At 50.9% G+C, this 26,195-nt stretch carries 26 protein-coding genes; 3 read left to right on the forward strand and 23 right to left on the reverse strand.

From position 1 onward, the window contains the following. Positions 1-175: 175 nt before the first annotated feature. Together EDM55_RS06075 and EDM55_RS06080 are read right to left on the reverse strand one after the other, a co-directional pair. Positions 176-1,759, reverse strand: coding sequence for a hydantoinase/oxoprolinase N-terminal domain-containing protein (locus EDM55_RS06075; RefSeq protein ID WP_122959856.1), 1,584 nt, complete (start codon positions 1,757-1,759; stop codon positions 176-178). Beyond that, positions 1,756-2,115, reverse strand: coding sequence for a DUF917 domain-containing protein (locus EDM55_RS06080; protein ID WP_122959857.1), 360 nt, complete (start codon positions 2,113-2,115; stop codon positions 1,756-1,758). The genes EDM55_RS06075 and EDM55_RS06080 overlap by 4 nt, the downstream gene beginning before the upstream one ends. Before the next feature lie 26 nt (positions 2,116-2,141). Between EDM55_RS06080 and EDM55_RS06085 the strand changes: the two genes are divergently transcribed. Continuing rightward, a complete protein-coding gene (locus EDM55_RS06085) occupies positions 2,142-2,708 on the forward strand; it encodes a PucR family transcriptional regulator (RefSeq protein ID WP_092267634.1) in 567 nt (188 codons plus the stop codon). A 103-nt stretch (positions 2,709-2,811) separates the two neighbouring features. Continuing rightward, a complete protein-coding gene (locus EDM55_RS06090; RefSeq protein WP_092267633.1) occupies positions 2,812-3,480 on the forward strand; it encodes a tetratricopeptide repeat protein in 669 nt (222 codons plus the stop codon). Positions 3,481-3,563: 83 nt separating this feature from the next. Here EDM55_RS06090 and EDM55_RS06095 read toward each other — a convergent pair whose 3' ends face one another. The 16 genes from EDM55_RS06095 to EDM55_RS06165 all read right to left on the reverse strand — a co-directional run bounded on the left by EDM55_RS06095 (position 3,564) and on the right by EDM55_RS06165 (position 20,595). Beyond that, on the reverse strand, positions 3,564-4,400 hold the full coding sequence (locus tag EDM55_RS06095) for a M55 family metallopeptidase (protein WP_092267632.1): 837 nt from the start codon (positions 4,398-4,400) through the stop codon (positions 3,564-3,566). Positions 4,401-4,424: 24 nt separating this feature from the next. Further along, the gene (locus tag EDM55_RS06100; protein ID WP_122959858.1) at positions 4,425-5,858 is read right to left on the reverse strand and encodes a serine hydrolase domain-containing protein; all 1,434 of its coding nucleotides are present in this window, start codon (positions 5,856-5,858) and stop codon (positions 4,425-4,427) included. 1 nt (position 5,859) lies between these two features. Then, the gene (locus tag EDM55_RS06105; protein WP_122959859.1) at positions 5,860-7,269 is read right to left on the reverse strand and encodes a serine hydrolase domain-containing protein; all 1,410 of its coding nucleotides are present in this window, start codon (positions 7,267-7,269) and stop codon (positions 5,860-5,862) included. Positions 7,270-7,273: 4 nt separating this feature from the next. After that, on the reverse strand, positions 7,274-8,101 hold the full coding sequence (locus EDM55_RS06110; protein WP_122959860.1) for a GNAT family N-acetyltransferase: 828 nt from the start codon (positions 8,099-8,101) through the stop codon (positions 7,274-7,276). Between the two features lie 15 nt (positions 8,102-8,116). Continuing rightward, the gene (menC, locus tag EDM55_RS06115; protein ID WP_122959861.1) at positions 8,117-9,247 is read right to left on the reverse strand and encodes an o-succinylbenzoate synthase; all 1,131 of its coding nucleotides are present in this window, start codon (positions 9,245-9,247) and stop codon (positions 8,117-8,119) included. Then, on the reverse strand, positions 9,244-10,239 hold the full coding sequence (locus EDM55_RS06120; RefSeq protein ID WP_122959862.1) for an ABC transporter ATP-binding protein: 996 nt from the start codon (positions 10,237-10,239) through the stop codon (positions 9,244-9,246). The genes menC and EDM55_RS06120 overlap by 4 nt, the downstream gene beginning before the upstream one ends. Next, positions 10,236-11,222 (reverse strand): ABC transporter ATP-binding protein, encoded by a 987-nt coding sequence (locus EDM55_RS06125; RefSeq protein ID WP_092267626.1) that lies wholly within the window; start codon positions 11,220-11,222, stop codon positions 10,236-10,238. The genes EDM55_RS06120 and EDM55_RS06125 overlap by 4 nt, the downstream gene beginning before the upstream one ends. 28 nt (positions 11,223-11,250) lie before the next feature. Further along, complete coding sequence (locus EDM55_RS06130) at positions 11,251-12,138, reverse strand: serine hydrolase (RefSeq protein WP_122959863.1); 888 nt, start codon at positions 12,136-12,138, stop codon at positions 11,251-11,253. A 33-nt stretch (positions 12,139-12,171) separates the two neighbouring features. After that, entirely contained in the window at positions 12,172-13,032 is an 861-nt protein-coding gene (locus EDM55_RS06135) for an ABC transporter permease (RefSeq protein ID WP_373863343.1), read from the reverse strand. Positions 13,033-13,099: 67 nt separating this feature from the next. Next, positions 13,100-14,020, reverse strand: a complete 921-nt coding sequence (locus EDM55_RS06140; RefSeq protein WP_092267624.1) for an ABC transporter permease — start codon at positions 14,018-14,020, stop codon at positions 13,100-13,102. Between the two features lie 20 nt (positions 14,021-14,040). Then, positions 14,041-15,675 (reverse strand): ABC transporter substrate-binding protein, encoded by a 1,635-nt coding sequence (locus EDM55_RS06145; protein WP_092267623.1) that lies wholly within the window; start codon positions 15,673-15,675, stop codon positions 14,041-14,043. A 26-nt stretch (positions 15,676-15,701) separates the two neighbouring features. Further along, positions 15,702-16,571, reverse strand: coding sequence for a MurR/RpiR family transcriptional regulator (locus EDM55_RS06150; RefSeq protein ID WP_246071052.1), 870 nt, complete (start codon positions 16,569-16,571; stop codon positions 15,702-15,704). Positions 16,572-16,636: 65 nt separating this feature from the next. After that, positions 16,637-18,106, reverse strand: coding sequence for a M81 family metallopeptidase (locus EDM55_RS06155; RefSeq protein ID WP_092267621.1), 1,470 nt, complete (start codon positions 18,104-18,106; stop codon positions 16,637-16,639). A 677-nt stretch (positions 18,107-18,783) separates the two neighbouring features. After that, the gene (locus EDM55_RS30180; protein ID WP_170184487.1) at positions 18,784-18,945 is read right to left on the reverse strand and encodes a hypothetical protein; all 162 of its coding nucleotides are present in this window, start codon (positions 18,943-18,945) and stop codon (positions 18,784-18,786) included. A gap of 105 nt (positions 18,946-19,050) precedes the next feature. Then, positions 19,051-19,845, reverse strand: a complete 795-nt coding sequence (locus EDM55_RS06160; protein ID WP_092267620.1) for an HAD family hydrolase — start codon at positions 19,843-19,845, stop codon at positions 19,051-19,053. A gap of 249 nt (positions 19,846-20,094) precedes the next feature. After that, entirely contained in the window at positions 20,095-20,595 is a 501-nt protein-coding gene (locus EDM55_RS06165) for a zinc ribbon domain-containing protein (protein ID WP_092267619.1), read from the reverse strand. A gap of 324 nt (positions 20,596-20,919) precedes the next feature. Here EDM55_RS06165 and EDM55_RS06170 point away from each other — a divergent pair, with 324 nt between their 5' ends. Beyond that, a complete protein-coding gene (locus EDM55_RS06170; RefSeq protein ID WP_139228069.1) occupies positions 20,920-21,237 on the forward strand; it encodes a hypothetical protein in 318 nt (105 codons plus the stop codon). A 41-nt stretch (positions 21,238-21,278) separates the two neighbouring features. Here EDM55_RS06170 and EDM55_RS06175 read toward each other — a convergent pair whose 3' ends face one another. The 5 genes from EDM55_RS06175 to EDM55_RS06195 all read right to left on the reverse strand — a co-directional run bounded on the left by EDM55_RS06175 (position 21,279) and on the right by EDM55_RS06195 (position 26,192). Beyond that, a complete protein-coding gene (locus EDM55_RS06175; protein WP_122959864.1) occupies positions 21,279-21,743 on the reverse strand; it encodes a hypothetical protein in 465 nt (154 codons plus the stop codon). A gap of 312 nt (positions 21,744-22,055) precedes the next feature. Continuing rightward, a complete protein-coding gene (locus EDM55_RS06180) occupies positions 22,056-22,298 on the reverse strand; it encodes a hypothetical protein (protein WP_174769319.1) in 243 nt (80 codons plus the stop codon). Positions 22,299-22,523: 225 nt separating this feature from the next. Beyond that, on the reverse strand, positions 22,524-23,720 hold the full coding sequence (locus tag EDM55_RS06185; RefSeq protein ID WP_122959865.1) for an MFS transporter: 1,197 nt from the start codon (positions 23,718-23,720) through the stop codon (positions 22,524-22,526). Positions 23,721-23,787: 67 nt separating this feature from the next. Further along, positions 23,788-24,387, reverse strand: a complete 600-nt coding sequence (locus EDM55_RS06190) for a TetR/AcrR family transcriptional regulator (protein WP_122959866.1) — start codon at positions 24,385-24,387, stop codon at positions 23,788-23,790. 239 nt (positions 24,388-24,626) lie between these two features. Then, the gene (locus tag EDM55_RS06195) at positions 24,627-26,192 is read right to left on the reverse strand and encodes a DUF2357 domain-containing protein (protein WP_122959867.1); all 1,566 of its coding nucleotides are present in this window, start codon (positions 26,190-26,192) and stop codon (positions 24,627-24,629) included. Positions 26,193-26,195: the final 3 nt, after the last annotated feature.

Below are 26,195 nucleotides of genomic sequence, written 5' to 3' on the forward strand. Positions count from 1 at the left end.
GTGTGCAACCATTTCCCCTCATTTTAGCACGAATTTTGTCGGATGGGTTTGGGGAAGCGTTTTGGTTCACCTTTCACTACTATCTCAGAGCACATGTTAAAAAAGGCAAAACCCTGTCGCCGCATTCGGACGAGGGTCTTGCCCAACTCATCATAAGCACAAATTCAAACTCTAGTTAACCCCTGATAGCTCGTGCCGCCACAGGAAAAAGCTCCCCAACCGCCTTTGCTCTCATCCGCACGGCGTTCCCGCTCAGATACGCCAGCGGTACTTCTTCTTCGATATCGACGATTTTTACCGTCTCAGGAAGGGCGCCGGCACGCACTGCCTCGGCAGTCGCCAGCTGCTGGCAATCTTCCAGAATCTCTTCGCACGTTCGCGTTTCATTGGCATAGATCCGATCGATTTGTCCGCTGACCTGTGCGATGGTCACACCGATGGCATTTGCGACCTCATAGTTTTCCGGTCGGATGACCTCGGAGACTCCTTGCAGCTGATCAGGGAGAAGGATGCTTCCTCCACCGACGAGGATGGCAGGAACCGGCTCTGCCGAAGTTTTCATCCGGTCGATTGCTTCTTCTACCATGACCGTCATTTTTTGATAGACACGCTGGACATCGTCCGCAGGCAGATGCGCGACTTTTTGTGCATCCCCGATCTGTGCTTGTCCCACTGCAACGGCGACATCTGATGCCGTCAGCACCTCACCGCCAAAAATCAAGCCTTCTTTGGATAGTCGATACCCGACACTATCCGGGCCGACTTGCGGTTCTGCTCCCAGCCCGCGAATTCGCGTACCGCCGCCCAGTCCAAACGACAAGAGATCCGGCATCCGGAAATTCGTGCGAACACCGCCGATCTGAGCGACGAGGGAGGACTCGCGCGGAAAGCCTTTGGTCAGGACGCCAATATCGGTTGTCGTTCCGCCAACGTCTACGACGAGCGCATCTTCAATCCCGCACAAAAAGGAAGCGCCGCGCACACTGTTTGTCGGGCCTGAAGCGATAGTCAGGACAGGGAACCTGCGTGCGTACTCAGCCGTCATTAACGTCCCATCGTTCTGACTCAGATAAATGTGGGCATTTTCAATTCCATTCACGCTCAGGGATTGCTGAAAGCCGCTTACCATTTGCTGGGCTGCTTCTGTCAGAGAAGCATTCAATATCGTTGCATTTTCCCGCTCCAAAAGGCCGATATTGCCAATTTCATGCGATAAAGAGATCGCCACCTCTGCGCCTAGCTCTTCCTGCAGCAGCTGCTTGGCACGCAGCTCGTCCGACGCATCCACCGGCGAGAAAACGGAGGTCACCGCTACGGCTTTCACTTTTCCTCGCCATTGTGCGCCCATGCGGCGAATTTCTTCTTCATCCAGCCGGGACAAGCGTTGGCCGGTATACTCGTGCCCACCGTGAACAATCGTCGATCCGGCAAAGATCACTTCCAGCAAATCCTGTGGCCAATCCGAGTACGGAGGAATAGCGTCTGTAGCCGGTGCTCCAATGCGAATCACGCCAATTTTGGATAAGCGCTTCCTCTCCACGATCGCATTGGTGCAGTGTGTCGTTCCCAGCATAGCCGATGCAATCTGCGCGGGCTGGATGCCACTCTCCGCAAGCAAGACACGAATGGCCTCCTGAATCCCACCGCCGACATCCTCTGTCGTCGCCACTTTTGTTTTCGCATGCAGCACGTTTTGCTCATCCAAAATGACTGCATCCGTATGGGTTCCACCTACGTCAATTCCAATGCGGTATGTCATGCCCCAGTCTCTCCCTTCAACGGACGATATTCCAAGTCATAGCCGAAATAACGCGGTCCTACCGTCTCGATTCCTTTTTCGGTTCTCCACTTTACATTGCAGGGAAGACCGATGACCGCGATCCGGTTCCCATATCGCAAGCCTTCTGTCGTGATCGGGAGACCTGTTTCAAAATCCAGCACGGAAATGAGATCAGGTGTAGTCGCTACCACTTCATCGCCGACCGTCGCAATCAGGAACTCATTTTTGAAATCCAGCCTTGCTGTTTGACCGAGGTATTGATCGATGCCGTCCAGCTTCACTTCCCCTTTGGCAAACCCCTCTGTCGTGCGTCTCTCAAACGCATTCGGCGCTATTTGGCACCATCAATCGGGATATCACGATGTCCGCGCTCGAGTACAAAGAAGGCTTCCTGTTCCTGGTTAGCTACAAGGACGGTTCAGCGGGCGCCGAGCAAAAGAAAATCGACTATGTGATCGAGACGATCAATCGCTATATGCAAGACTGTGTGATTGGCGTCAGCAGCAGCAACAGCCTCCTCGACTGTGGCAATGCCATCAGCCAAGCCATTACGGCTGTCAACTCCCATAGCATCAAAAACTCCAGCGTCATATACTACAACAACCTTGGAATCGTCCGCTTGCTGAAGCTGTTCAGCGGGCACAAGGAGCTGGATCAGTTCTACAGCGATATTCTTGGCCCCATCTTGGAGTTTGACCAAAAAACAAACCAGTCCAACCTGTTTGAAACGATGGACTGCTTTATTCAAAATGGACGCGATTTCCGTAAAACAGCGAAAGCTCTGTTTCTTCACGAGAATACGATCCGCTATCGGGTAGCCAAAGTACAGGAGCTGGTTGCGCCAAAGTGCTCCAGTGATGATGTTCTGGAGGACCTCTCGATTGCGATCAAGATTTACAAGCTGCGGAAGGTGGAGAAAATGGTGTGATCGATCCATAGCCAACTAGCTATCAACTAACAATATTTGACAGTTGCTAGGCATGGATCTTATAGTTAGGAGGAAAAAACACAGAGGATCGAGGGAAAATAAGTTGGGGAAATTTTTCTTGTTTTCGATTTTATGGTGGCTTACAGGGAGTCCTTTCGCCGCACTGATCATCATTTTGCTCGTGCTCTACTTTTTGGATCTTCGCTTTGTCCGCCTGCTTCCGGACATCACCAAGCCTTATCGGCGATGGAGACGGCTATCCGCTCTTACGAACCTGCTTCGTCTCAATCCGCATGATACCACCGCTAAACTCGAGGCTGCCCGATTGCTTATGGAAAAAAAGCAGTTCAGTGTAGCTTTGTCCTATTTGGAAGAAGTCGCATCCGTCATGGAGGATTCTCCAGAATATTTGTGCGACAAGGGTACCTGCCTTCTGAAGGTGGGGCGTGTAGAAGAGGGCTTGCGGCTAATCGAGCAGGCATTAAAGGTCAATCCGCGGGTCAAATATGGAGAACCCTATCTTCGCGTAGCCGAGGCGTATGCGAAGCTTGCACAGATGGAAAAAGCGCTAGCGAGTCTGGAAGAATTGGCGAAGATGAACATGTCATCGTGCGAGGTGTACTACAAACAAGGAGAGCTGTACGCCGAGCTAAACCAAAAGGAAAAAGCCAAGCAATCGTACCGGGAAGCCGTTGAGGTTTATCGCGTTTTGCCTCCCTACAAGCGCCGCTTGGAAAGGCGCTGGGCCTTGCTGGCATGGCTGAAAAAGTAACGCAAAACAAATCAGGCAGCAGCAGTCCAAGACGTTCGTACTTGTCTTGATTCTGCTGCTGCCTTTTCTTGATTCTTGGCCTATCAGCCTGTAACCATGCGATTGACTTGCCCTGTAAGCATCAGCATCGCTTGCAGCACAGGCATCATGCTGACCACATCAGCGGATTGATAGCGAACCGTACGCCCTTCCACCAGCTCGACTCCCGGCATCCAGCTAACGGCCGTGGCGAACTGCGATTTGGTGAACTCCACTTCGAGCGTATTTTCCGATTGCTGAGCGAGTGGCTGTACCGCACTTCGGTTGATCAAAGCCTGTTTCGCCTGCTGACGGATCATCTCACGTGCGCGGACAGGGTGAATCGCTTGGGAGGAAAGTCCGGTTATACCCGTTTTCACCGCTACCGTAAAGACCCCTGGTATATCCTGCTCCACTTCCTGTGCCGTTTGGGAGTCTCCAGTCACCAGTACGACAGGTACGCCAAAAGCGCCGGCTACCGCAGCGTTTAATCCGGCTTCGCCCACTTCTTTTCCGTTCAGCACGAGGCGGTGGATCGCCACACCGGATAGCGTATGATTGAGCACGGCATCGCCAACGCCCGCTTTTCCGTGATACCCGACAAAAAAGGCGGCATCGTACGTGCTGTCGATGCCTTGCATCATGCACAGAGGCTTGAAGAAACCGCGAATGACGTCTGCCTGTGGATGCAAGTCCTCGAGAATCAGATTGTTCATCGGTCCATGCGACTCATTTACCACGATCTGCGTCGCTCCTGCTTCCAGAGCACCCTCGATGGCGGCGTTTACATCCTGGGTCAGCAGCCGTCGCCCCGCCTCATAATGCCGCCGCCCCGGGATCGTATCTTCCCACTCCGTGATCCCAGAAATCCCTTCCATGTCCAAAGAAATAAATACCTTCATCCGTGGATTCCTCCCGCCCTAAAATTACGCGTTTACGACCTCTACTTTTGGCAGCTGTCGCGAAAACAAGGCAAAGCGTTTGACCTCTCCCTCCGTATTGCGCACGAAGTGAACCACCGTATCGATACCGCGGCGCGTAAACACAAACGCATCCTTTTCGATTGGACGAAGAGGCAGTTCCGTTTTATCGAGAATCAGCACGAGCTTCCCTTCGTTTTCATCGAAGCGAACCTTTACTTCATCTCCTTCGCCGGACTTGAAGGTGCCTGTGCACGTCTGCAGTTCGGCGAGGGAAGCTTCATAGTTCGCAAACGTAGCGTACTGCGTATCGATGGGGCGTTCAAACACACTGTTCAGCAGACCCAAAGTCAAATCGGTAATTGGCGCATCATCCATATTTGTCAGCAAAATCCCTGTAATTCCCTCTTCCGGGATAATGAACATCTGCGCAGTAATCCCTTTCAGGCCGCCGGTATGCTGTACAAGGGTACGACCTTCGGAAAATGGCAGGATACCAAGCCCGTATCCATAGCTGCGAAGTGGATCAATTTTGGCATGAGGGGTTACCATCTGTGCCGTGCTTTCCTCCGAGATGATGCGCGTCCCCTTGCCAAGTCCTCCGGTACGGAACAGCTCCGCATATTGCAGCATGTCGCGAGCAGATGCTTTCAGGAAGCCCGCAGCACGCATGGAAGGAGAATCCCACCAGAGCGGTGCCCGCAGCACTTCGCGAACCCCCTCTTGTACTTGCGGAGTGTACAGCATCGCGCAGTTGTCATCATCACCCAATTCCTCGACATGAAAGACAGAGCGGTCCATTCCCAGGGGCTGCAGGATGTGATCCTTGACATAAGCCTCGTATGATTTTCCTGTAACACGCTCAACGATGGCACCCAGCAAGCCGAACGCGTCGTTGGAATAGCTGAACTGTTCTCCCGGCTTCCCGATCAGTTCAAAGGACAGATCGCCAATGTAGGCCATCAGCTCTTCAAAGGTATCAATCGGCTTTTGGCATTGCGCTTCAAAAGCCTTCAGCAGGTCGGCCGCTGTCGGGTCCGCCTCCAGGCTTCGCTGCATAGCGGGAATCAAGGAAGGCAGCGGCGGAAAACCAAGCGTATGCGTCATAAAATGATGGATCGTAATGGCTTTCGTCTGTTCTTCATCCGGCGTGCGGAATTCTGGCAAATAGGTCACTACCGGATCATGAACGGAGAGCTTGCCCTGCTCCTGCAGCTGCATGATGGCGACACACGAAAACGACTTGGTAATCGAGCCGATTCCAAACACCGTATCGAGATTCACAGGCCATTGCTCTTCCCGATCCCGATACCCGAACGCTTTTTCATAAAAAAGCTCGCCATTCTTCGCTACGGCTACCATCGCCCCTGGAACCCGGAATTCATCGATCAGCTTTTGGGCATACGCTTCAAACGGTACTGCCCATCCTTGTTTTCCCATGTTACGCCTCCTTGCTCTGCTTGATTAATTGACGGAAGTGAAACGCAACACGGCTCACTTGACCGGCTTCATCACGAACAAAGCGAATCCATTTTTCCAAGCCAGTAGGCATTTGGAAGCTGAAGGCATCCGCACCCACGGAGCGCAGCGGGTAATCTGCTCCTGCAAACGTGACCACGAGCCCAGTCTCTCCGGAAGAAACCTGTACCATTTCCCCTTCGCCAGAGCGATATTCCCCGAGGAAGTCCTGCAGCGTGTCAGCTGCGACAGGATAGTCCGGGTAAATCGCAATCGGTTCATCCACGGGCAGAGACTGCACAGTATTGATGGTGGCTCCGAGAAGCTCGGCAGATGGTGCGCCATCCAGATTTGTCAGGACGATGCAGGTGATCTTTTCCTCAGGCAAAATGCACAGCTGTGCCGCAATCCCTTTTAATGCTCCGCCATGCTCGATCAAGGTTCCGCCGCGAAACTGTGGCGTCACCATAAAGCCGAAGCCGTAATGACGAGCTGGCTCCAAGCCGGCGTAGTTGCCAATCATTTGCTGCACGCTCTTCTCCGAAAGAATCCGCGTCTCCCCAACCTTCCCGCCTGTACGGAAGATTTCCGCATACGCGAGCATGTCACGTCCTGTGGACTTTAAAAAACCGGCAGCCCGCATCGCAGGGGCATCCCACCAGAGCGGTGCAGCAAACACGACCTTGCCCTCTTCTGTCTTTTTGCTCGTGTAGAGGGTCGTAATGTTCTCGTAATCCCCCAAATCTTCCGTCAAAAATACCGTGTGCCCCATTCCCGCCGGATCCAGCAGATGCTCCTTGAGATAGCTCTCATACGTTTGGCCGCTGACGCGCTCGATAATAGCACCCAGCAGGGCATAGCCATCGTTGCTGTAGGAAAATTCAGTCCCTGGCTCTCCCAGCTGTTCTACATCCAGCTCGGCGATAAAGGCCATCAGCTGCTCGTATGTATCAATCGGTTCGTGAGCAGTAAGATCAAAATTTCTGTCCGATTCCTGCAGAGCGGGATCAATCTCCATGCTGCGTCGCATCGCAAAGTAAAGCGTGGGCATCGAAGGCATTCCGGATGTATGCGACATCAGATGGGCAATCGTGATACGCTTGCTGCTCTCCGCATCTTTCGTCCGAAACTCCGGTAAATATTGGACCACAGGATCGTCCACAGACAGCTTTCCAGCTTCCTGCAGCTGCATGATGGCTACGCAGGTAAAGGATTTTGTGATCGAGCCAATCCCAAAGACAGTATCCAGCGTCACCTCTGCCTGCTCTTCAGCATCGCGGTAACCGAAACCTTTTGTATAGACATGCTCCCCAGCTTTGGCGATCCCGATAAATGCTCCAGGCAGCTTGGCCGTCTCCATCAATTTCCCTACATAGGCTTCCAGTTGTTCCATGTCACTACTCCCCCTTTGGGCTTCGTTTTAGGACATATGAATGCACTGTCTGATCACTCTTTAACAGACCAACTACTTCATATCCTTCTGAAAAGGCAGTCTGACAAGCTTTTCGCAATGCAAACCGCCACTCTTTTGCAAGCGGTAGGTGTTCTTGCTTCATCGCTTGAATGTTCGCAGGCACACTCAGCAAAATTCCTGCGGTGTCGTCGGTCAGCGCTTGGCGAGCTACCGGACGCGGCTGTTCATAGAAAAGCTCCCAATCCAGCATTCGTGGATACTCGCTCCACTCGCTGCGTTCATTCGAGATGCCCTGCTCCCGATTTGCCACCCGCTTTGCTTGCAAATCCCATTCTAGCAGGAACCGATCCGTTGGCATTCCTGCGTTGATGCCATCGTTCATTTCGCCGTAATAGGATTCGATGTACGTTCTTACGGAACCGCCCAGCTTGTTCAGATTCAAATTCGCATTGCGCGTCTCGAGTGGATCATACGTCCAGGTCATTTTGTCATAACCGTACGCAATCGCCCATTTGCGCTGCTCCCATTTCAGCTTTTCACCAATTCCCCAGTCGCGGTACTCCGGAACAATTCCGAGCATATGCGAGCAGAGATGGGCTTTGCCATCCTTGAAGCCGGCAAAGCCGTAGCAAAAGCCAACGGGCCGATCCTCGTGAGAAGCGGCGATGACGACTCCCCCATTGTGAACAGCCGCGATCAGCTGCGTGACCGGAGAAATGTTTTTATCAGCCCATACGATCCTTTGAAGCTCTTCCACTTCGATCATCTCTGCAACTGTCGTCATGATGCGATAGTTCAATTCTGGCTTCATCTGCCACCCACCTCGTTACCCAATCGTTACGTTTTCTGGACGAAAACTTTTCTCTAGTACCTGCAAGGATTTTACGACTTCCCAGTTTATTTCATAGCCAATCCCTGGTCCTTCTGGAACCGCGAGTACACCTGGCCTTAGAAACTCGACTTCAGGCAGCACGATGTCCTGCTTCCAATAGCGACTGGAAGCGGCTGTATCCCCAGGGATCTTAAAGTTGGACAAAGAAGTAATCGCGATATTATGCGCACGGCCGACGCCACTTTCAAACATGCCGCCGCACCAGACCGGAATGTTGTTCTCCTGGCAAAGATCGTGAATCTTCTTGGATTCAGTCAATCCTCCTACCCGGCCCACTTTGATGTTAATAATCCTGCAGCTGGAAAGCTCGATCGCCCTTCTCGCATCTTCAACGGTATGGATGCTTTCATCGAGGCAGATCGGCGTTTTCAATTGACTCTGCAGACGAGCATGATCCACGATATCGTCGTGTGCCAAAGGCTGTTCGATCATGATCAGGTTGTAATCGTCGAGCTGTTTGATCAGATCGATTTGATCCAGGGTATAGGCTGAATTGGCATCTGCCATCAATGGCAGGTCGTCGCCAAAACGTTTGCGCAAAGCATCAATCAGTGCGATATCAAAGCCCGGCTTGATTTTTACTTTGATTTTTTTGTAGCCCTCAGCAACGAATCCTTCTACTTTGGAGACGACTTCTTCGACAGTAGGTTCAATCCCGATGCTGACCCCTACATCGATCTCCTTGCGCTTGCCGCCCAGTGCCTGTGCCAAGGAAATCCCTTGCTGCTTCGCATACAGATCCCAAACGGCACCTTCCAAAGCTGATTTTGCCATATGATGACGGCGGATCGGCGCGAACAGTCTGGCTACATCCTCCGGTCGCTCGATCTTGTTTTTGAGCAGCATCGGGATCAGCAGCGCTTCCATCATGTAAAGTACCGTTTCTGTCGTTTCTTCATTATAAAAAGGCAATGGCATCGCGACGCTCTCGCCGTAACCGGTTTCCCCCTCGCTATGGACGCTGATCAGCAAAAAGTCCCGCATCGTCTGCTGTCCGATACTGGCTTCAAAGGCTTGCTTGAGTGGTAAATGCAATCGTCTCATTTCAATTTTCTCGATTTTCATGCTTGCTGACTCCTTTCGTCATGCGCGTACAGATGACAAGCCACGATATGATCTGGCCCCATCACCGTCTCCGTCGGTCGCAGCGTCGTACATAGTTCTGTCGCGTGGCGGCACCGTGGATGAAAAGCACAGCCCACTGGCGGATTTGCCGGGCTCGGTACATCTCCGCCCAGCACGATCCTCTCTTTTTTCTTTTCCGGATTGGGGACAGGTACCGCCGAGATCAAGGCTTGCGTATAAGGGTGGAGCGGATTTTCAAACAGGCTCTTTTTATCTGCAATTTCCACGATTCGCCCCAGGTACATGACCGCGATCCGATCACTAATATGGCGAATGACGCCCAGATCGTGGGAAATGAACAGATAGGTCAGCCCCATGTCCTCCTGCAATTCTTTCATGAGATTTAAAATTTGCGCCTGGATCGACACATCGAGGGCCGAGACCGGCTCGTCAGCTACGATCAGCTTCGGCGAAACAGCGATGGCACGCGCGATCCCGATACGCTGCCGCTGCCCCCCGCTAAACTCATGCGGGTAACGATCCGCATGCTGCGGATTCAAACCGACGAGCAGGAGGAGCGCAATGACCCGCTCACGCATGGGACGGGTATCCGATGGCGACGCTCCCACTGATAATGCCTCCGCTAAAATGGTAGCCACGGTCAAACGCGGATTCAGCGACGAGTACGGATCCTGAAAAATGATCTGCATCTGGCTGCGCATATCACGCAGCTTTGCCTGTGGCATTTCGATGAGCTCTTCCCCGTGAAAACGCACAGAGCCCGCGCTCGGTTTTATTAATTGCAAAATGCTGCGACCTGTCGTCGATTTCCCGCAGCCGCTCTCCCCCACGATGCCGAGTGTTTCGCCTCTCTTCACTTTAAAGGAGACACCGTCTACCGCTTTGACATGCCCCGATGTTTGTCCGAAGAGCCCCTTTTTCAGAGGAAAGTAGGTTTTGAGGTTATCGACGACCAAGAGATCCTCGCTCATATCGCCACCTCCTTATCCTGATAGACCCAGCACCGGACAGAGTGCTTGCCTGTCAGCACGACAGGTGGTTTTTCGCTCTTGCATTTTTCCACGGCATGATCGCAGCGTGAATAGAAAGGGCAGCCCGCCTGGACTTCACCCAAGATCGGAACATTCCCCTCAATCGGTTTCAGCCTGCTCGTTTCCTCCTCGATGCTTGGAATGGACTGGAGAAGCCCGATCGTATAGGGATGCTTCGGATTGGCGAATATCGTCCGTACATCCGCTTCCTCCACGATCTGGCCGTAGTACATCACCATGACGCGGTCCGCCATCTCTGCTACGACACCCAAATCATGGGTAATCAGCAAAATGGCCGTCTGCGCCGTCTGTTTCAGGTCGTTCATCAAATCGAGAATCTGCGCCTGAATCGTCACGTCCAGCGCTGTCGTCGGCTCATCGGCGATCAACAGGTCCGGCTCGCAGGCCATGGCTATCGCGATCATGACCCGCTGCTTCATTCCCCCGGACAGCTGATGCGGAAACTCATTCACGATGCTCTCCGGCCGCGGGATGCCCACCTTGCGCAGCATCTCGATGGTTTTCGCACGCCGTTCCTGCTTGGTCAGATTCGTATGCAGGCGGTACACCTCATCGATCTGCTTGCCGATCGTATGAACGGGATTCAGGGAAGTCATCGGCTCCTGGAAAATCATCGAGATATCTCTGCCGCGAATCTCCCGCATCTCACGTTCGCTCAGCCGATTCAGCACTTTTTCCTTGAAGCGGATACTGCCCCCAAGTTCGCCTGTTTTTTTGGAGATCAGGCCCATGATCGAGAGCGAGGTCACGCTTTTCCCGCAACCCGATTCACCGACCAGTGCTACCGTCTCTCCAGCCCCAATCTGAAAGCTGACCTGATTGACTGCCGTAAAGGTTCCCCGCTCCGTTTTCAGCTTTAGAGAGAGCTGATCGATATCCAACACGGTTTCGTTCTGCTTCATCGCCACGCCCCCCTCTCCTTCGCTCGTTTTACTCGCCGACGAAATGGTCATAGGCGGTTCGTGTCAACTGCGCAATGATGCGTTCTCCTGCCTTCATGGATTCATTCCCATGCGAAAACGCCGCGATGGCAAACGCACCTTTTCCTTCGGGCAGGTAGACGATCCCCACATCATTTACGACACTGCCAATCGTCCCCGACTTGCAGGCAATGATCGTCTTGTCAGGCAGCAGATAAGGAATGCGATTGCGCAGCTGCTGCCGTTTCATGACGTCCAGAATGCCGTCGCAGGCTTCCTGGGAAACCAGCTCGCCTGACGCGATCAGCGCAAGCAGCTGGCACATGTCATCCGGCGTCGACACGTTGTTTTCGAGCGTCGCTTGGAAAATGGCGCTGTCCGCATCGATCCCGGTCGTTTGAAAGACTTCATTGAGCTTGTCGAAGCCCTCTCGTCCTTTTTTCTCTCCAGCCAATCCACCACCGATGCTCAGCAGATCCCAGCAGCTATTTTGAATGGAAATATGAGCGAGGCCCAGCTCCTTCATAAAAGCGTCTACCCGTTCAATTCCTACCAGCTCGAGCACTTTATCTGTCCCGAGGTTGTCACTGACGATAATCATCAAGGTCGCCAAGTCCTTCACGGCTACCTCAGCGCCAGGCAAAAACTCCTTGAGTACGCCAGATCCGGAGACCAGATCGTCTTCCGTCAGTCGAATCCGCGTCTCCAGGCTCAGCCTTCCCTCTACCACATCGCGAAAGAGCGTCGCCAGGATCGGAACCTTGAACGTACTGGCCATTTGGAAGTATTGATCGCTATTGATTCTCGCCTCTTCGTTTGTATCCAGATGCTTGACTGTTACCCCAAAAGTTGCGGAGGTTTCGGACAGGACTGACTCCAGCTTTTTCTGCAAGCTCATTTCGGATTACCCCTTTCACCATAGAAAAATGAATTATTTCGGATCAAGCGCATCTCGCAAGCCATCCCCTAGCAAGTTGAAGCCGAGTACGACCAGCATGATCGCGAGGCCAGGGAAAATAGACATCCACCAAGCCTGCCCCAGAAACGCTTTTCCGACGTACACCATGGCTCCCCACTCTGGAATAGGCGGCTGGGCGCCGAGTCCGAGAAAGCTGAGTGCCGCTGCAGCCAAAATACTTCCCCCGAATTGTACTGTCATCAAGACGATGATCGGTGACAAAATATTCGGAAGGATATGCTTGGCTAAGATGACCCGATCCTTGATCCCCAAAGCCCGCACAGCCTCGATGTACTCTTTTTCCCGAATCGAGAGTACGGATGCCCGAACGATCCGGACATACGAAGGAATAACCGCGATTACGATGGCAATCATGGCATTGGTCAATCCTGGCCCCAGCACGGCAATGATCGCGATCGCCAAAAGCAAGGCGGGCAGCGCGAGCAAGATATCCATGACCTGCATGATGTAAATCTCCAAGCGCCGATAGTAGCCAGCGATGACACCCAGCGTCACTCCGATGGCGGATGCCACTGTGACGGTAATCAGCCCAGTCAAAAGCGAGATTCGGCCGCCGTACAGCAGCCTGGAAAAAATATCGCGCCCGAAGTCGTCAGTGCCGAGCAAATGCTTGGCTCCCGGACCCATCATGCGGTCCTTGAAGTTCATTTGATCGATCGGATACGGCGCGATGATCGGTGCACAGACACAGCCGATGGTAAAGATCAACAGGATCAATGCCCCCGCCATCGCCGTTTTGTTGCGAAACAGCCGTTTGGCCACCTGCGACCAGTAGGATGGTGATGGAGTCACCGGAGATTCGGCCGCGCGCAGCGGCGGGTGCGTTTCATGCCCCACTTCCAGTTGGCTCAAGTTTCCGCTCACATATCCTCACTCCTTCCTACTCGTATTTGATTCGTGGATCAAACCAGCTGTAGAGCAAATCGACGATCAGGTTGGTGATCGCGAACAGAAAAGCGACGAAAAAAACAAGTCCTTGAATCGTAGGCAAATCCCGCTTCCCGATGGATTCAATCGCGAGTGAGCCGAGGCCTTGCAAGGAGAAGACTGTCTCTGTGACAATCGCTCCAGCCAAAAGTGCTCCGAACTCCAAACCAATCAGGGTAATGACGGGGATCACGGCATTTTGCAAACCGTGCCTGAGTATCATCCACAGATGCGGGGCGCCTTTTGCCTGCGCAGTTCGCATGTAATCCTGCTTGATGACATCGAGCATGCTGGATCTCGTCATCCTAGCAATCAGCCCTGCTTCTCCCATCGCGAGCGTGATCGATGGCAGGATCAGGGAAAAGAAGCCGTCGTATCCGGATATCGGGAAAATAGGCAGCTTGTAAGCAAAAATCCAGATGAGGAATAACGCAATCCAGAAGCCAGGAGCAGAAATACCGATCAAAGAGAAAAAGACCACGAGCCTGTCGACCCATGTGTTTTGCTTCACCGCGGAAATGACACCTACCACGATTCCGATGACCGTAGCCAGGATGACACTGTACAGCGCCAGTTGAAAGGTAATCGGGAAGCGCTCCACGATTTCCTGCCATACCGTATAGCCTGTGATGTACGACGTTCCCAAGTCTCCCTGCAAAAGCTTGCCGACAAAGCTGGCGTACTGGACGTACCAAGGCCGATCCAGACCCAGCTGCGCATTGAGTGCCGCGATCGCTTCATCCGTGGGGTGTTCCCCGAGCAAATATTGCACGGGGTCCCCTGGGATCAGATGAACTAACAGAAAGATGAGGATGGTGACGCCCAGGAGCGTCCCCAAGAGCGACAGCAATCTGCGAATCAGGTATCGTTGCAAAACGCCCCACCTCCCTTTCGTTATTTGGTAATGCGAATGTCACCAAACGGAATGTCACCGGTGAACGGATTGAGCTTGTAGCCTTCGATATTGCGAGTTGCGGTTACAGACTCAGCCACATAGAGCGGTACCCATGGCGGATCTTTCACGAGAATTTCTTGTGCTTCCTCGTATACTTTCATGCGCTCTTCCTCGTTCATGGTCGTGCGTCCTTTTGCCAGAAGCTCATCCACTTTTGGATTCGAGTAGTGAACGCGCTTGGAGTTGTCGGTTTGCATCAACAGATAGAGAATATCCGGATCGTTCAGTCCGAAATAGAGCAGGAACAGCTCATGATTTCCTTTGATGGCTTTATCTTTGAGCGTAGCGATATCATGCACTGCGATCTTGGCTTCGACCCCGATTTCTTTCAGCTGGCTTTGCACGATTTGCGCTACGCGCTGCAGCGCTGGATCTTCTGGAAGGAGCAATTCAAAGGAAAGCGGTTTGCCGTCTTTGTCTGCGATGCCATCGCCGTTGGTGTCGGTATAGCCTGCCTCTGCCAGCAGCTGTTTGCCTTTTTCCACGTTATGTCCGTACATATCCTTCGCCATGTTCTCGATCTTTTCGCTATAGCCAGGGATGGTTGGCGGAAGCGGTCCGAAAATCGGCTGTGCAAAGCCCGACAAGGCAACTTGCACAATCGGATCACGATCGATTGCCATCGCGATGGCTTGCTTGATCCGTACGTCTTTGAAGATTTCCTTCTGGTTGTTAAAGCCCAGATATTTCATGCCTTGTTCCATGGATTTCTCGATTTTTGCCCCCGGAATCGCTTGCAGCTCCTGTACATAGGTGCTCGGCACTTCCTGCAGGATGTTGATCGTTCCCTTTTTGAACTCGAGAATGCGCGTGTCATCGTCCTTCAGGAAACGGAAGGTGATTTTATCCACATAGGGAGCTCCTTGATTCTCTGCGAAAGGCAGTGCCCATTTGTAATCCGGGTTTTTGGCGTAGGTCACGGACGCTCCACGCTTCACTTCCGGATTCATAAAGGGTCCGGTCGCAAGCGGTGCTTCCCCGAACTTGTCTCCTTTTTCTTTCAAGCGCTCTGGATCAAACGGAGCGAGGAAGGTTCCTACCAGCATGTTTGCAAAGGGAGCAAACGGCTCCTTGAAATACACTTTTACGGTTTGGGCATCGACTGCTTCGATCTTGTCAATCGGCCCTGCCAAATCCTTGTTAGGGGAAACCGCCGCGAACCGCTCGATGGACGTTTTGACTGACTCTGCCGTCAGTGGCGCGCCGGACTGGAACTTGACGTCCTTACGCATGACCAGTGTCCACACTTTTCCGTCCTCGGAGACCTGCCAGGACTCAGCCAGATGCGGCACGAGTTTTCCTTGCATATCCCGGCTCAGGATGGAATCGTAGGGCTGGTTGTTTGTATTGTCCAGCCAGGTCGATTTCTGCGGATCAAATGTATCTGGCTCAACAGGTGCCGCGACCACAAGCGTACCGCCCTCGGTTGCAGCTGGTTGAGCAGCCGCTGGCGCATTCGTTGTGGTGCCTGAGGTGTTTGGTGCGCTGGTGTTCGTTGTCGAAGAGCATGCTGCGAGCAACAAGGACAGGCTAAGACCTATCGTTGTCAAGCTCGATAAACGCCTTTTCTTCATGGACAATCCTCCTTTTTTTGCTTCCCCTAGTTTTCTTGGACAAACGGGTAAAATTGCTCACTCGTCTTGTCATACTTCTGTATCCTTTTTTTCACCCGCTCCCGATCCAGCTGGGACACACCGCTCACCACTGCATTCAGCAGCGTGAAAATCGAGGACATGCCGCGCAGCGTCGTCGGAGAAGGTGTCGTTACTTTGAGCAAAACGTCTGCCAGAGGCCCGATCGGGGAGAGCTCATGATCCGTAATCGCCAGAACCTTGGCTCCTTTATCCTTCGCCGCCTTGGTGAAGTAATAGGTGTCCTGCAAATAGCGGGGAAATACTAGGGCTATCATCAGCCAGTCTTCATTTGCTTCCGAGATCAAATGGTTGGCATCGTCGATCTGGCCTCTGTACAGCAGCGTATCCCCTTTGACGATATTTAAGGCATACGATAGCCAATAGGCAGGAGCAAAGCTGGAGCGTCCGCCGACCACGACGATTTTCTTCGCCGAGACGATCGTCTGAATCGCAGAATCGAACAGGTAACGGTCCAGCGCATGCAAGGTCTTTTGAATAAAAGCGAGATCCTGTTCCAGCGTGAAGGAAATGACATCGTCGCTGTCGTTGAACTCGTAAGTGGTGTTGTGCAAGGTTTGCACCACGTTCTCTCGGATGACGGGAAATAGCAGCATCTGGCGCAGCTCGTTTTGCAGCTCGCTAAAGCCGGAATACCCCAATGAATAGCAGAGGCGAATCACTGTCGTTTCACTCGTCCCGCTGTATGCCCCAATCACCTTCGCCGGATGGAGAGCAACTTGATTCGGTTCATCGAGGATGTATTTTGCTACCAACTTTTGCTGGTTCGTCAAGTGCTCATATGATTTACGAATTCTCTCGTGCACGCTCTCCGTCAAATCAACAGCCCTCCTTTGACTGGTGTAGCCACTAGCTGCTGGCTGCCCCATTCATGAGCGATCTTTTAGGAACGCGTGATTTCATCCAAAGGATACACCGGTCGATTCAAGCGTTTGTAGTCAAAGGCCTGGAAGCGCAGCGTCGTCAGTCCAGGGGAGTCTACGGTGATGATCTGTGCTGCAATCGGCTCGAAGCTCGCTCGGAAATGCTGGCTGGATTTCAGAGAAACAATTTTGAATTGCGTGACATCAATTCCGTGAAGAAGGTAGACCTGCTCATCCAATACCTGTGTTTTGACCGAGCAAACGAGGATATCCACACCGTTTGCCTGTAGACGAGCCGATTTGCCGAGGTTTACCGGCTGCCCTTTTCCCATCGGAGAAGACGTAATGAACGCGCCATCTGTAAGTGATTTGACATAAGCCGTCAAAGCGATCGGCTCACCGTGCAAATCATCCGTTTTTCCTCCCAGCTGCACCTCGATCGTCGCGCCTACCCCTTTTTCATGGGCGATTGCTGCCACTTCCGGATCGTAGATGAATCCGAAGCAGGCACTGTCCAGCTCCGCTTCCAGCATGGCACGCAGCAGATACGTTCCATCTCCCGGCGTCCCACCACCCGGGTTGTCAGACGTTTCGTTGATCACGACCGGAAAGGCACTCGCTGCTTTTGCCAACGCAAGTCCTTCTTGTGGCGTTACCACGTCTGGGGCAAACTCTTCACGTTTTTCCCAAATCAGATTGGCGATAGCTTCCGCTGCCCTTTTGGCGAGCGCCTCATCGTTGTTTGCCACCGCGACTACTGTTACCCCTAGTTCGGGAATGTCTGTATACGGAAAGCCGTGAAAGAACGCACAGTCTACCATTCCAGGCTCTTTCTCCCATTTGTAGCAGGCTTCATTGATATCTTTTGCCGGAGATAGATTTGTCGTAGAAGTAGGAACGATCAGTGGGAGCTTCGCGAGGTGCATTCGCGGGACCAGCTCGCCTTTCACCATTTTCTCCGCCAGCTCTACCGCTTCCAGGCCTCGCTCGTAGCAGTCCGTGTGCGGATAGAGATGAACTCCTAGCAAAATATCTGCTTCTTTGACCATTTCGTCTGTAATATTGCCGTGCAAATCGAGGGTGACGATCACTGGAATCTCGTAACCGACCTGCTGGCGGACGGCTTTGATGAGGGCTCCCTCCAGATCGTCTACGCCTTCCGCGACACCTGCTCCGTGCAGAGACAGGCAAATCGCATCCACTTCACCGGCTTCGGCGATCCCTGTTAGCAGCTCATCCTGCAAGGAAAGAAACGTTTCTCTCGTGATCGTACCTGCCGGATACGCATTGGCCGCGAATGCACCGACGACTTCAATGCCCCGCTCTTTGGCGCCATCGATCATTCCTCCGAGAAAATCCCGCACACCCGTATGATTGGTCAAAATCTCGTCTCCGCGCGCCCATTCCCACAATTCAAAAAGCTCGCGTGTCGTAGGGACATTCGAGAACGTATTCGTTTCGTGCATGACTTCTGCAATTACGATTTTCATCACCGTTCACCCTCCATTTTTCATGTTTACGTTACTTTGAAGTATACACTTTAAAATAGATCAATGAATGAAGTCATAACTCTAGTTGCATTATAAGATGCCAATCGAAAAAGCTCAACATTAATTTCAGAAAATTATATTTTTTGTTTATTTTCTCGGTAAAAGATTTTCGGTTGAATGTATGAGGAAAAGTGTGCTGTAGTCGTGGGGCGGAAAAGAGAGAAAACGCTCTGTTAGTAGGGCCACTTGCTTGGGGTCATCCCTGCACGGCTCCATTGCAAAAGCTTAAGCCCGCGTCCAAAGTAGTCGGCTCTGAGATGCTTGTTCAGAGGTGGGCGCTAACGACAGCTTCCGCTTTCTCCATTCCGCCTCGGCTGTGTCCCTAATGCCTTCGCTTTTTTCTCTCTTTTCCTGGGCCAGCTCTTGCTTGTTCCTCAATGGATTTTTAATGAAAAAACGTTTGGGCCCATTGTTCAGAGAAACTAAAGTTATAGACGGCGTCAAAAAGAATGAGAGGCAGTCCAGAACACGAAAATAAAGTCCTAGACTGCCTCTGTTTCATTGAGCCTACGAAGCCGTTAGTCAAGAAATGTATTTCGCGACTAACGCAACTATAGTTATTAGTAAAATTCCAAATCCAATCAACCACGAAAAAACTGCCCAGTCTTATACTTTATTCATTGGTCTAAAGCTTTATTTTCAACCAACCGCAATGCTTTTTTCGTGTCTTCGTCGTAGCGATTAAATATTTGTCCCTTCTTTGGTGGCATAATAAAATCCCCTCCGGTCAACAGTGATAAGTCCATGATACCATGGACTCTTTTTTCACTGTCTACCATGAGGGGATAACACCACTCTAACGGTTCTTTTCTTTGTGAGCATGGATGAATTCTACGAATAGAACGTTGCTCGTGAATTGTATGGAATGACCAGCAAATAAAACCTTACTCCAAAGAATCAATCACCTTCTGAATATCCCGAAGGCTCGCAATTTCATGAGCAGGTACGATCTCACCCTCGTGCGTTACTCCGTGGCGATTAATCCACATATTGCGCATGCCGACCTTATTTGAGCCGAGAATGTCTGTCGTCAGCTTGTCACCGATCATGACGCCTTCTTCGGCCGTGATTCCGAGCAAGCTCATCGCATGTTCAAAAATGGATGCAGCAGGTTTGCCTTCCCCGAACTCACCGGAAATGACGATATGATCGAAATAGGGAGCAAGACTCGGCACGCCGGCCAGCTTTTCCTTTTGCAAATCTGGAGATCCGTTGGTGAGGAGCAGGAGCTTGTATTTTTCCTTCAGTTGATCCAAGACCTCGAAGGTTTCTTCATAAACAATCGGACGGTTTCTTCTCTCTGCCGGGAACATTTCTCCCAGCTTGGAGCCGAGTTCTTCGTTCTCGAAACCGAGTGCCCGCAATCCGCGTGTCCACGCTTCTTTGCGGTAGGTTGGGACGAACGATTGCAGCTTGCGGAACTCTTCCTGCTCCCCCTCAGCAAATTGTGCCCATAATCCTTCAAATGGATTGATTCCGATCATTTTCGTAAAAGGGAATGCTTCAAAAGATTCATACAATGCGCGCGCTTCACGCCGAACGGCCTCTTCCAGGAGCTGTGTGTCTACTTCGTGATGCTTGCTTGCCTCCGCGCAAGTCGCTTGGAACGCTTCCTTTACGCTGCGCTCGTCCCACAGCAACGTATCATCCAAATCAAATAGAATCGCCTTGATCGCCATTTGCCGAAATCTCCTTTTTCTCTCGTATGGTTTCTCTGCTTCCCCTCCATCCTACCAGATTCACCGCTGCACCGAGAAGACTCCTACACAAAGAATTGTCTACCATCCTGGGGATAGAGCTTGGATCAACCTGCCGTTGGAGGCGGAACTACCGGAATGCCGCTTGCCATGCTACAGAAAATAACCCGCCTTTTCCTAGCCTGGCGGGCATGAGAAGCGACTATTCCATTGACGATCAGGAAAGTCTGGCTACGGCCGTGCTGTTCCGCACTTTCCACAAAACCGGACGCTTTGCCCCAGCGGCTCGTGACATTTCCAGCATGATATCACGTCGCTTTCTGTCGCGGTTTGTGCTGCTACCACATCAATCGTGACCACCTGGATAAACTCGTGACCACAATCCGAGCAGAATCTGACCTCTGTTTGATTCAATCTGCCACATTTGTCGCAGCTTTTTTGATTGTTCAGCTCAAGGATTTTTTTGTTCAATTCAACGATCTCCTGTTGCCTTGCCCGAATCTCCTGGCACAGCGTAAGCACCACGACTTTTTCCTTTTGATCGATTGCGGGTTCTGCACCCAGTTCATCTGATGTAGATTGGAAGACCGATTGACCGATCCTTTTATAGCGATCTTGAATTTCCGCCTCTAACGATTGAATATTCAATCGGAATTTATTGACTTCGACCAATGTCTTCGCTTTTGAGCCAGCGTCGGAAACGCCCTTTTTCATCTTGTCAAAAAAGCTCATACAAGCAATCCTCCTTTTCTCGGAAGTGATGACCTACAATACAGTACTCACTTCTCTTTCCATGTATTCTGTTTTGTGCACAAGTACAAGCATCATTTTCTAATAGTCTTTGTCCGCTTGGGTATCCGCTTTGTCTCTGCACTCCGAAGGCTTGTCCATGGATGGAAACCTAGATTTCCAGGGAATGGCCTTCTTTCTGGACTTCATCGATAGGCAAGCGTACAAGCAAATGTAGTCCGATTGACATATCGTATCCCAGTGTCTGTGATCTGGAGGAGCTAGGTTCCTTCTGCTCCTTTGGAAGAGCAGGGAAAGGAGGGCGTCTTGAGAAAACAGCAGCCAATCGCGAGTCAGGATCGTCTCACACCGGAATTCATGCAATGGCTCAAGCAAAACAACGTCACCAGAAGACAGCTGAAAAGAGAACCGGCAGCATTGGATCGGTATCACCAGGAATGGATGAAAACGAAGAAAAGAACCAGGGCGAGGAGACCATCCTTGCTTCAGATGATTCCAAGCATAAGCGACATCGATTTGGGTACTGTGGTGAATAATGTGCAAATCGCAAAAGACCTCTTTAAAACGTATCGTGAATTGCAAGGATTAGGACTTTTTAAAAGGAACGGAGCCCCATGGCACTAAGGGAGAGAATTTGCTCTCCCTTTTTTTCATGCATTTCACCATCAGGGTGAGGTATTTGGCTCTCTTCCCGCTTCTCGTGACTCTTCCAGAAACGCCTGTCTCGCTTCTTTTGCCAAAGAAACAAGCAGGACCAAGACGAGAATATAGGCGATATCCATAAACCAGATGAGCATCATCGGATGAGCTAGCATCGCCCCGAGCATAGGGGACATCAGCCCGCCCATGATTCCTGCCATGACTCCCTCGATGGATGCTGTGAGAGATACGATTTTCCCTGTGAGAAATCCGACGCTCATTCCGATCAAAACAGCGAGGATCGTTGCTAGTCCCAAGTCATTTACGAGAGACACCTGGATGTTCAAGCCAAGTGAAATGCTAGACATGGCGCCAAGCACCATAGCGAATATCATCCCATCCATGCAGGCTAGCTCGGACCGATTTTTGTAGGTATAGCCTATGCTGCTTGCCGTTAGCAAAATGAGGAACAACATGTTCAGAAAGAGCATCTTGGCCTCCTGAGATTACTTATTTTTTTCTAGCACGTTGGCAGATTTACTTTTTCGCCGACAGCCACATCTGCAAAACACCGTGCACCTACTCCCCCGACAAAGGCATCGAAAAGCCATTTGGACCACCTCCTGCCATACCATATGAGTGCTGCCAAGAAAGTTGTCTGATTGCAGGGTTGGCATTTTCGCCAATTTTAGAAAAATGGTTTTTCTCCTACGTTCACTGCAAGAGATCTCTACATGAAAAAGACGCCTGCACACACCAGCGTAGGAGTGAACCGACGTCTTTCCTTTTTTATGTATCCCTGTCTACTTTTCATTTTGTTGCTTTTCAATTTGTTCGAGTGCCCTGTCTATTTTTCTGTTCTTATCTTGATTTTCCAGATAGTGAATCAAGCGGTCCAGCTTTTCATTTCGATCTCGATCGTGTCGATTTTTCTGTTTCATAAACTTTAGGAAACTTACCAGCACATAGATGATAAAAGCATAGAAAGCTAGCGTAAGCAGTATAGGGACCATCGCAGCCCCAAATTCAGGTCCTATATTCATCATGTAAAAAACACTCTCCCACAATAATATTGGAAATATATTACTTATTCTCATGATATCAGGTATCCCCATTTTCCTCCAGAGTATTTTGAAAACATGGCTCCGCGAAGCCTTGTAGCGGAGTCTTAGTTGCACTGATACTACCTAAGAATCTTATAAATTTTTACTGCATGAAAAATGCCAGTCAAAAGCCCGATTCTTAAGAGCTTTTGACTGGCATTTTAATAATCAGGCGGCTCTCTTTTGCAGACTTTCCTGTCTACCTTTGAGCGATAACCCGAAGCAGACTAAGAGAACCAGACAGGCGAGCGTATACGGGTAATTGATATCCAGATCGAACAAGAATCCAGCTACAATTGGTCCTACAATATTGCCCAGACTTGAGAAAGCCGAGTTAAGACCAGCTACATAGCCTTGTTGATCCTTGGCGAGCATGGACATTTGCGTGCTGACGGCCGGGCGCAAAATATCGATCGCCAGAAAGATAATGAACGTAACCGCAAAAATCAACCAGAAGGTGTGGACGAAAAGGGTCAGCAAAATAAACACACCGGCAACCAGGAGACAAATCGAAATGACGCGCTTCTCTCCGAACTGCTGCAAAATCCAGCTAAAAATCGTAACCTGGACCACCGCACCAGCAATGGAACCGAACGTAATGATAAAGGCAATATCTTTCGGTTCGAACCCAAACTTGTGATCGACAAACAGTCCAAACACGGTTTCAAAGTTTGCCAATCCGAAAGTCATGACGAAAATAATGATCAGACTTAAGAAATACGGCTCTTTATAGGACTGCTTCAATTGTTGCAGAAGACTGCTCCGCTGTGCTGCTGGAGCTGGTGAATCGTTGTCCTTTGCCGGATGAGATTCCGGAAGAATAAGCAAATTGATCAAAGCAGCGACAACACCTGCGAGGGCAGCGGCATAAAATGGGGCGCGAATCCCAAATTCCGCAATATATCCCCCAATACCTGGGCCGATAATAAACCCGGTGGTAATCGCTGCGTTGATATAGCCCATTCCTGTTGCTCGTTCCTCATTGGTCGTGACATCCGCCGCATAGGCCATAACCGCAGGCATGATCAGCGCGGCACTAATACCGCCGAGAAGTCTGGAGAAAAACAGGAGCCATGTTGAGCTCGCGATTCCAAACATCCATTCCGAGAATGCAAAAATGAGCATCCCAATCACAATCATTTTCTTTCTGCCAAATTGATCGGACAGGCGCCCTGCAAGCGGAGAAAAGAGCAGCTGCGTCAACGAGAAAGCTGCTACCAAGAGCCCGATAATCCCACCAGTAATACCCAGGTTCTCCATAAACTTAGGCATAATCGGGATGACAAGGCCGATGCCGGTAAAAACTAAAAGCAGGTTAAACATCAGGATCAGCATAGCTCCCCGATTTTTTAGTAACAGTGCCATTCTTTATTCCTCCAGCTTCCAAACAAAATACTGAATGTTTATTCTAGATTCGTGTGTAAAAAAACGGCTAGCGGGACGGTTTGATAATACCATGCAAAAATACGTCCATAGCCATGCGGTAGGTCGCCAGTGCTTCCTCACCCTTCATTCCTCGCGTATGCTGTCCCAAGCCGTACATCAAACTATCCAGGATGATGGCAAGCCCTGTACCATTCATCTCCTTGAATTCACCTTTATCGATTCCTTTTTGCAGCAGCTGGTGATTAAAGTCGATATACCCCTGAACCATTTCGTTGATGCGCTCCTCCACATCGGTAGCTTTCTCCGAATTGTTGAAGAACTCATCGATAGCCTTCGTCAGCGGATGGTTCAATTGATCGACCGCCAAATGCTCAGCCATGCCATACAATTTATCAGTCGTAGTCGGGTAGGACGATTCCTTTGCCAGCCAGGTCTCTTCCCATTCCCGGTTCCAGTCTTCAATAAGATGCAGGAATAGCCCTTCCTTGCTTTTGAAATGATAATAAATGTTTCCGGCGCTGCATCCTGTCGCTTTCACAATGTCTTCAATCGATGTTGCCTTATAGCCTTTTTGCACAAATAATCCTCTCGCGGCTTCCGCGATCTTCTTTTTTGTCTGCTCGGTTTGTTGCTTTTTTTTATTCACTTTCGCTTCACCTCACTCTACTGCGGACAGCTTATCCCAACCATTCACCGTATAATACTGAACGTTCATTCAGTATTATACGCAAGTATGGCCTCTTTACACAAGGTATAATTACGTAAAGCCCACTCGCATCTTTGTGGTTCTGCTGGGAAATCTTGTGAGACGTCGATCCCAGCAAACCTGGCTTGGCGATAGAAAAATCCCTTAGGATGTCTCCCAAGGGACTCTTGCTTGCGCGCTTACTCTATCTGGCTGTCAGTCAAACACCCGGACAGTACTTTCCTCAGTCCTCTTTCCAATCCCGCCAGTTCCCCAGGCATAACGCCCACAGCGCCGATGCCACAGAGCACATTCCCCGATTCCTTTTGTCCTTCCTCATGATAGAAGGCAAAATCATCGCCCGCATCTGGAAAGAGCACCCATGCTGTTTGGGTCCCCAGGATCGCATCCTTGTACGTGTGCATCTTGTCGATATCTTCCTTTTTCACATATCGATGGACCTGATCTTTCTCCTGAACAGTCATGTACTTGAATTTCGCGTCAAAATGATGCCACTTCGAACGCCAATTCAGGCTGATATCCGGTCGATAGGGCTGCGTGTAGGAACCTCTATTGCGGGAGAAGCACTTGTTGAAATATACATCGAGACGCTTGGTTCCTTTCACGAGAAACGAGATCTTCAAGCCTTCTTTCAGCTGGGTAAATCCGTCATCGTTGGGTTCTTTGGCAAAGGAGTACGGCTTGGACTGCGCCAATCGCTCCACAGCGTCTACTACCTGGAAAAAGCACCAGTATTCGTAGAGCTTGGCGATATCTTTTCCTTCAATCAGCGAGGTGATGTCTTCCTCAGGCAAAGGATATTGGGAGCCGAGTAGTATTCGCTGGTAAAAGGAGTACCACTGCCGATAGCCATTTTTCTTCTGCAAAACAGTGGAAGACGACGGAATATGCTGCAGGCTTCCGACCTCTGCGAGCCACGGAGCAGACATCATGCTCTCCAATCGTTCCTGCATGAGCCGATTTGTCCGTTTCATTTCCAGATGATTGAAGAACCTCCGATTTGCCAGACGTTTTTCGATCTCCCGGGTGATTTCAAATGCTTCGGAAAGGATCCACTTCAGCATCCGGTTTTCGGGCGTATCATATTGGATTCGCTTTTGAATTTGTTCCAGCTCAGATGGGAGCGAACCGTTCAAGCGTTGTGCTAGCCGCGTAGATGCCAAGGCGTGGTTACGCTTTAGCGGCTGCCATAACTCTGGACTTTTCAAAATGGACGAAATGGTGCGCTCATCCATCTGGTGACTTTTCCACAAGGGCTTCACAATCGTTTCCCGCTCCAGACAGTGATGCGGCTGTCGTGCAACGCATTCCCACCACTCCTCCAGAGTAGCTCCCTCCCACTCCACGAGCAAGGCTTGCCGCAGATCGTTCCAGAGATGATACAGGATCGCTTTCCAGGCTGCATCACTTTTGACCCGCAGCTTGGTTGGCGAGACCGCCTGATAGGGGAGGGAAGCCATCCTGCTGGTGATGAACCGCAGCATGTCATCCATTTGCCCCGTGCTGATTTTTTTGCTATCCACTCTGTACGTTTGGCCACAAAAAATGGTCTCGCCGACAAAATTCCCGAAGTTCATCAGGAACAGATTGTGGTGAAGAGACTGCAGGATCATCCCATAGTTCGTCAGGAGCTCTTCTCTCTGTTGATCCGAGATTTCTTCGGCAAAACGGACGAGGAAGTCGGTATTTTCCTCCAAGGCAAGAAGAGGATCTTCACTTCCTTTTTTGTAAATCTCGTGCTTCACGAC

Origin of the sequence: Brevibacillus centrosporus (assembly GCF_003710815.1) — a bacterium.
GTDB classification, from domain to species: domain Bacteria; phylum Bacillota; class Bacilli; order Brevibacillales; family Brevibacillaceae; genus Brevibacillus; species Brevibacillus centrosporus.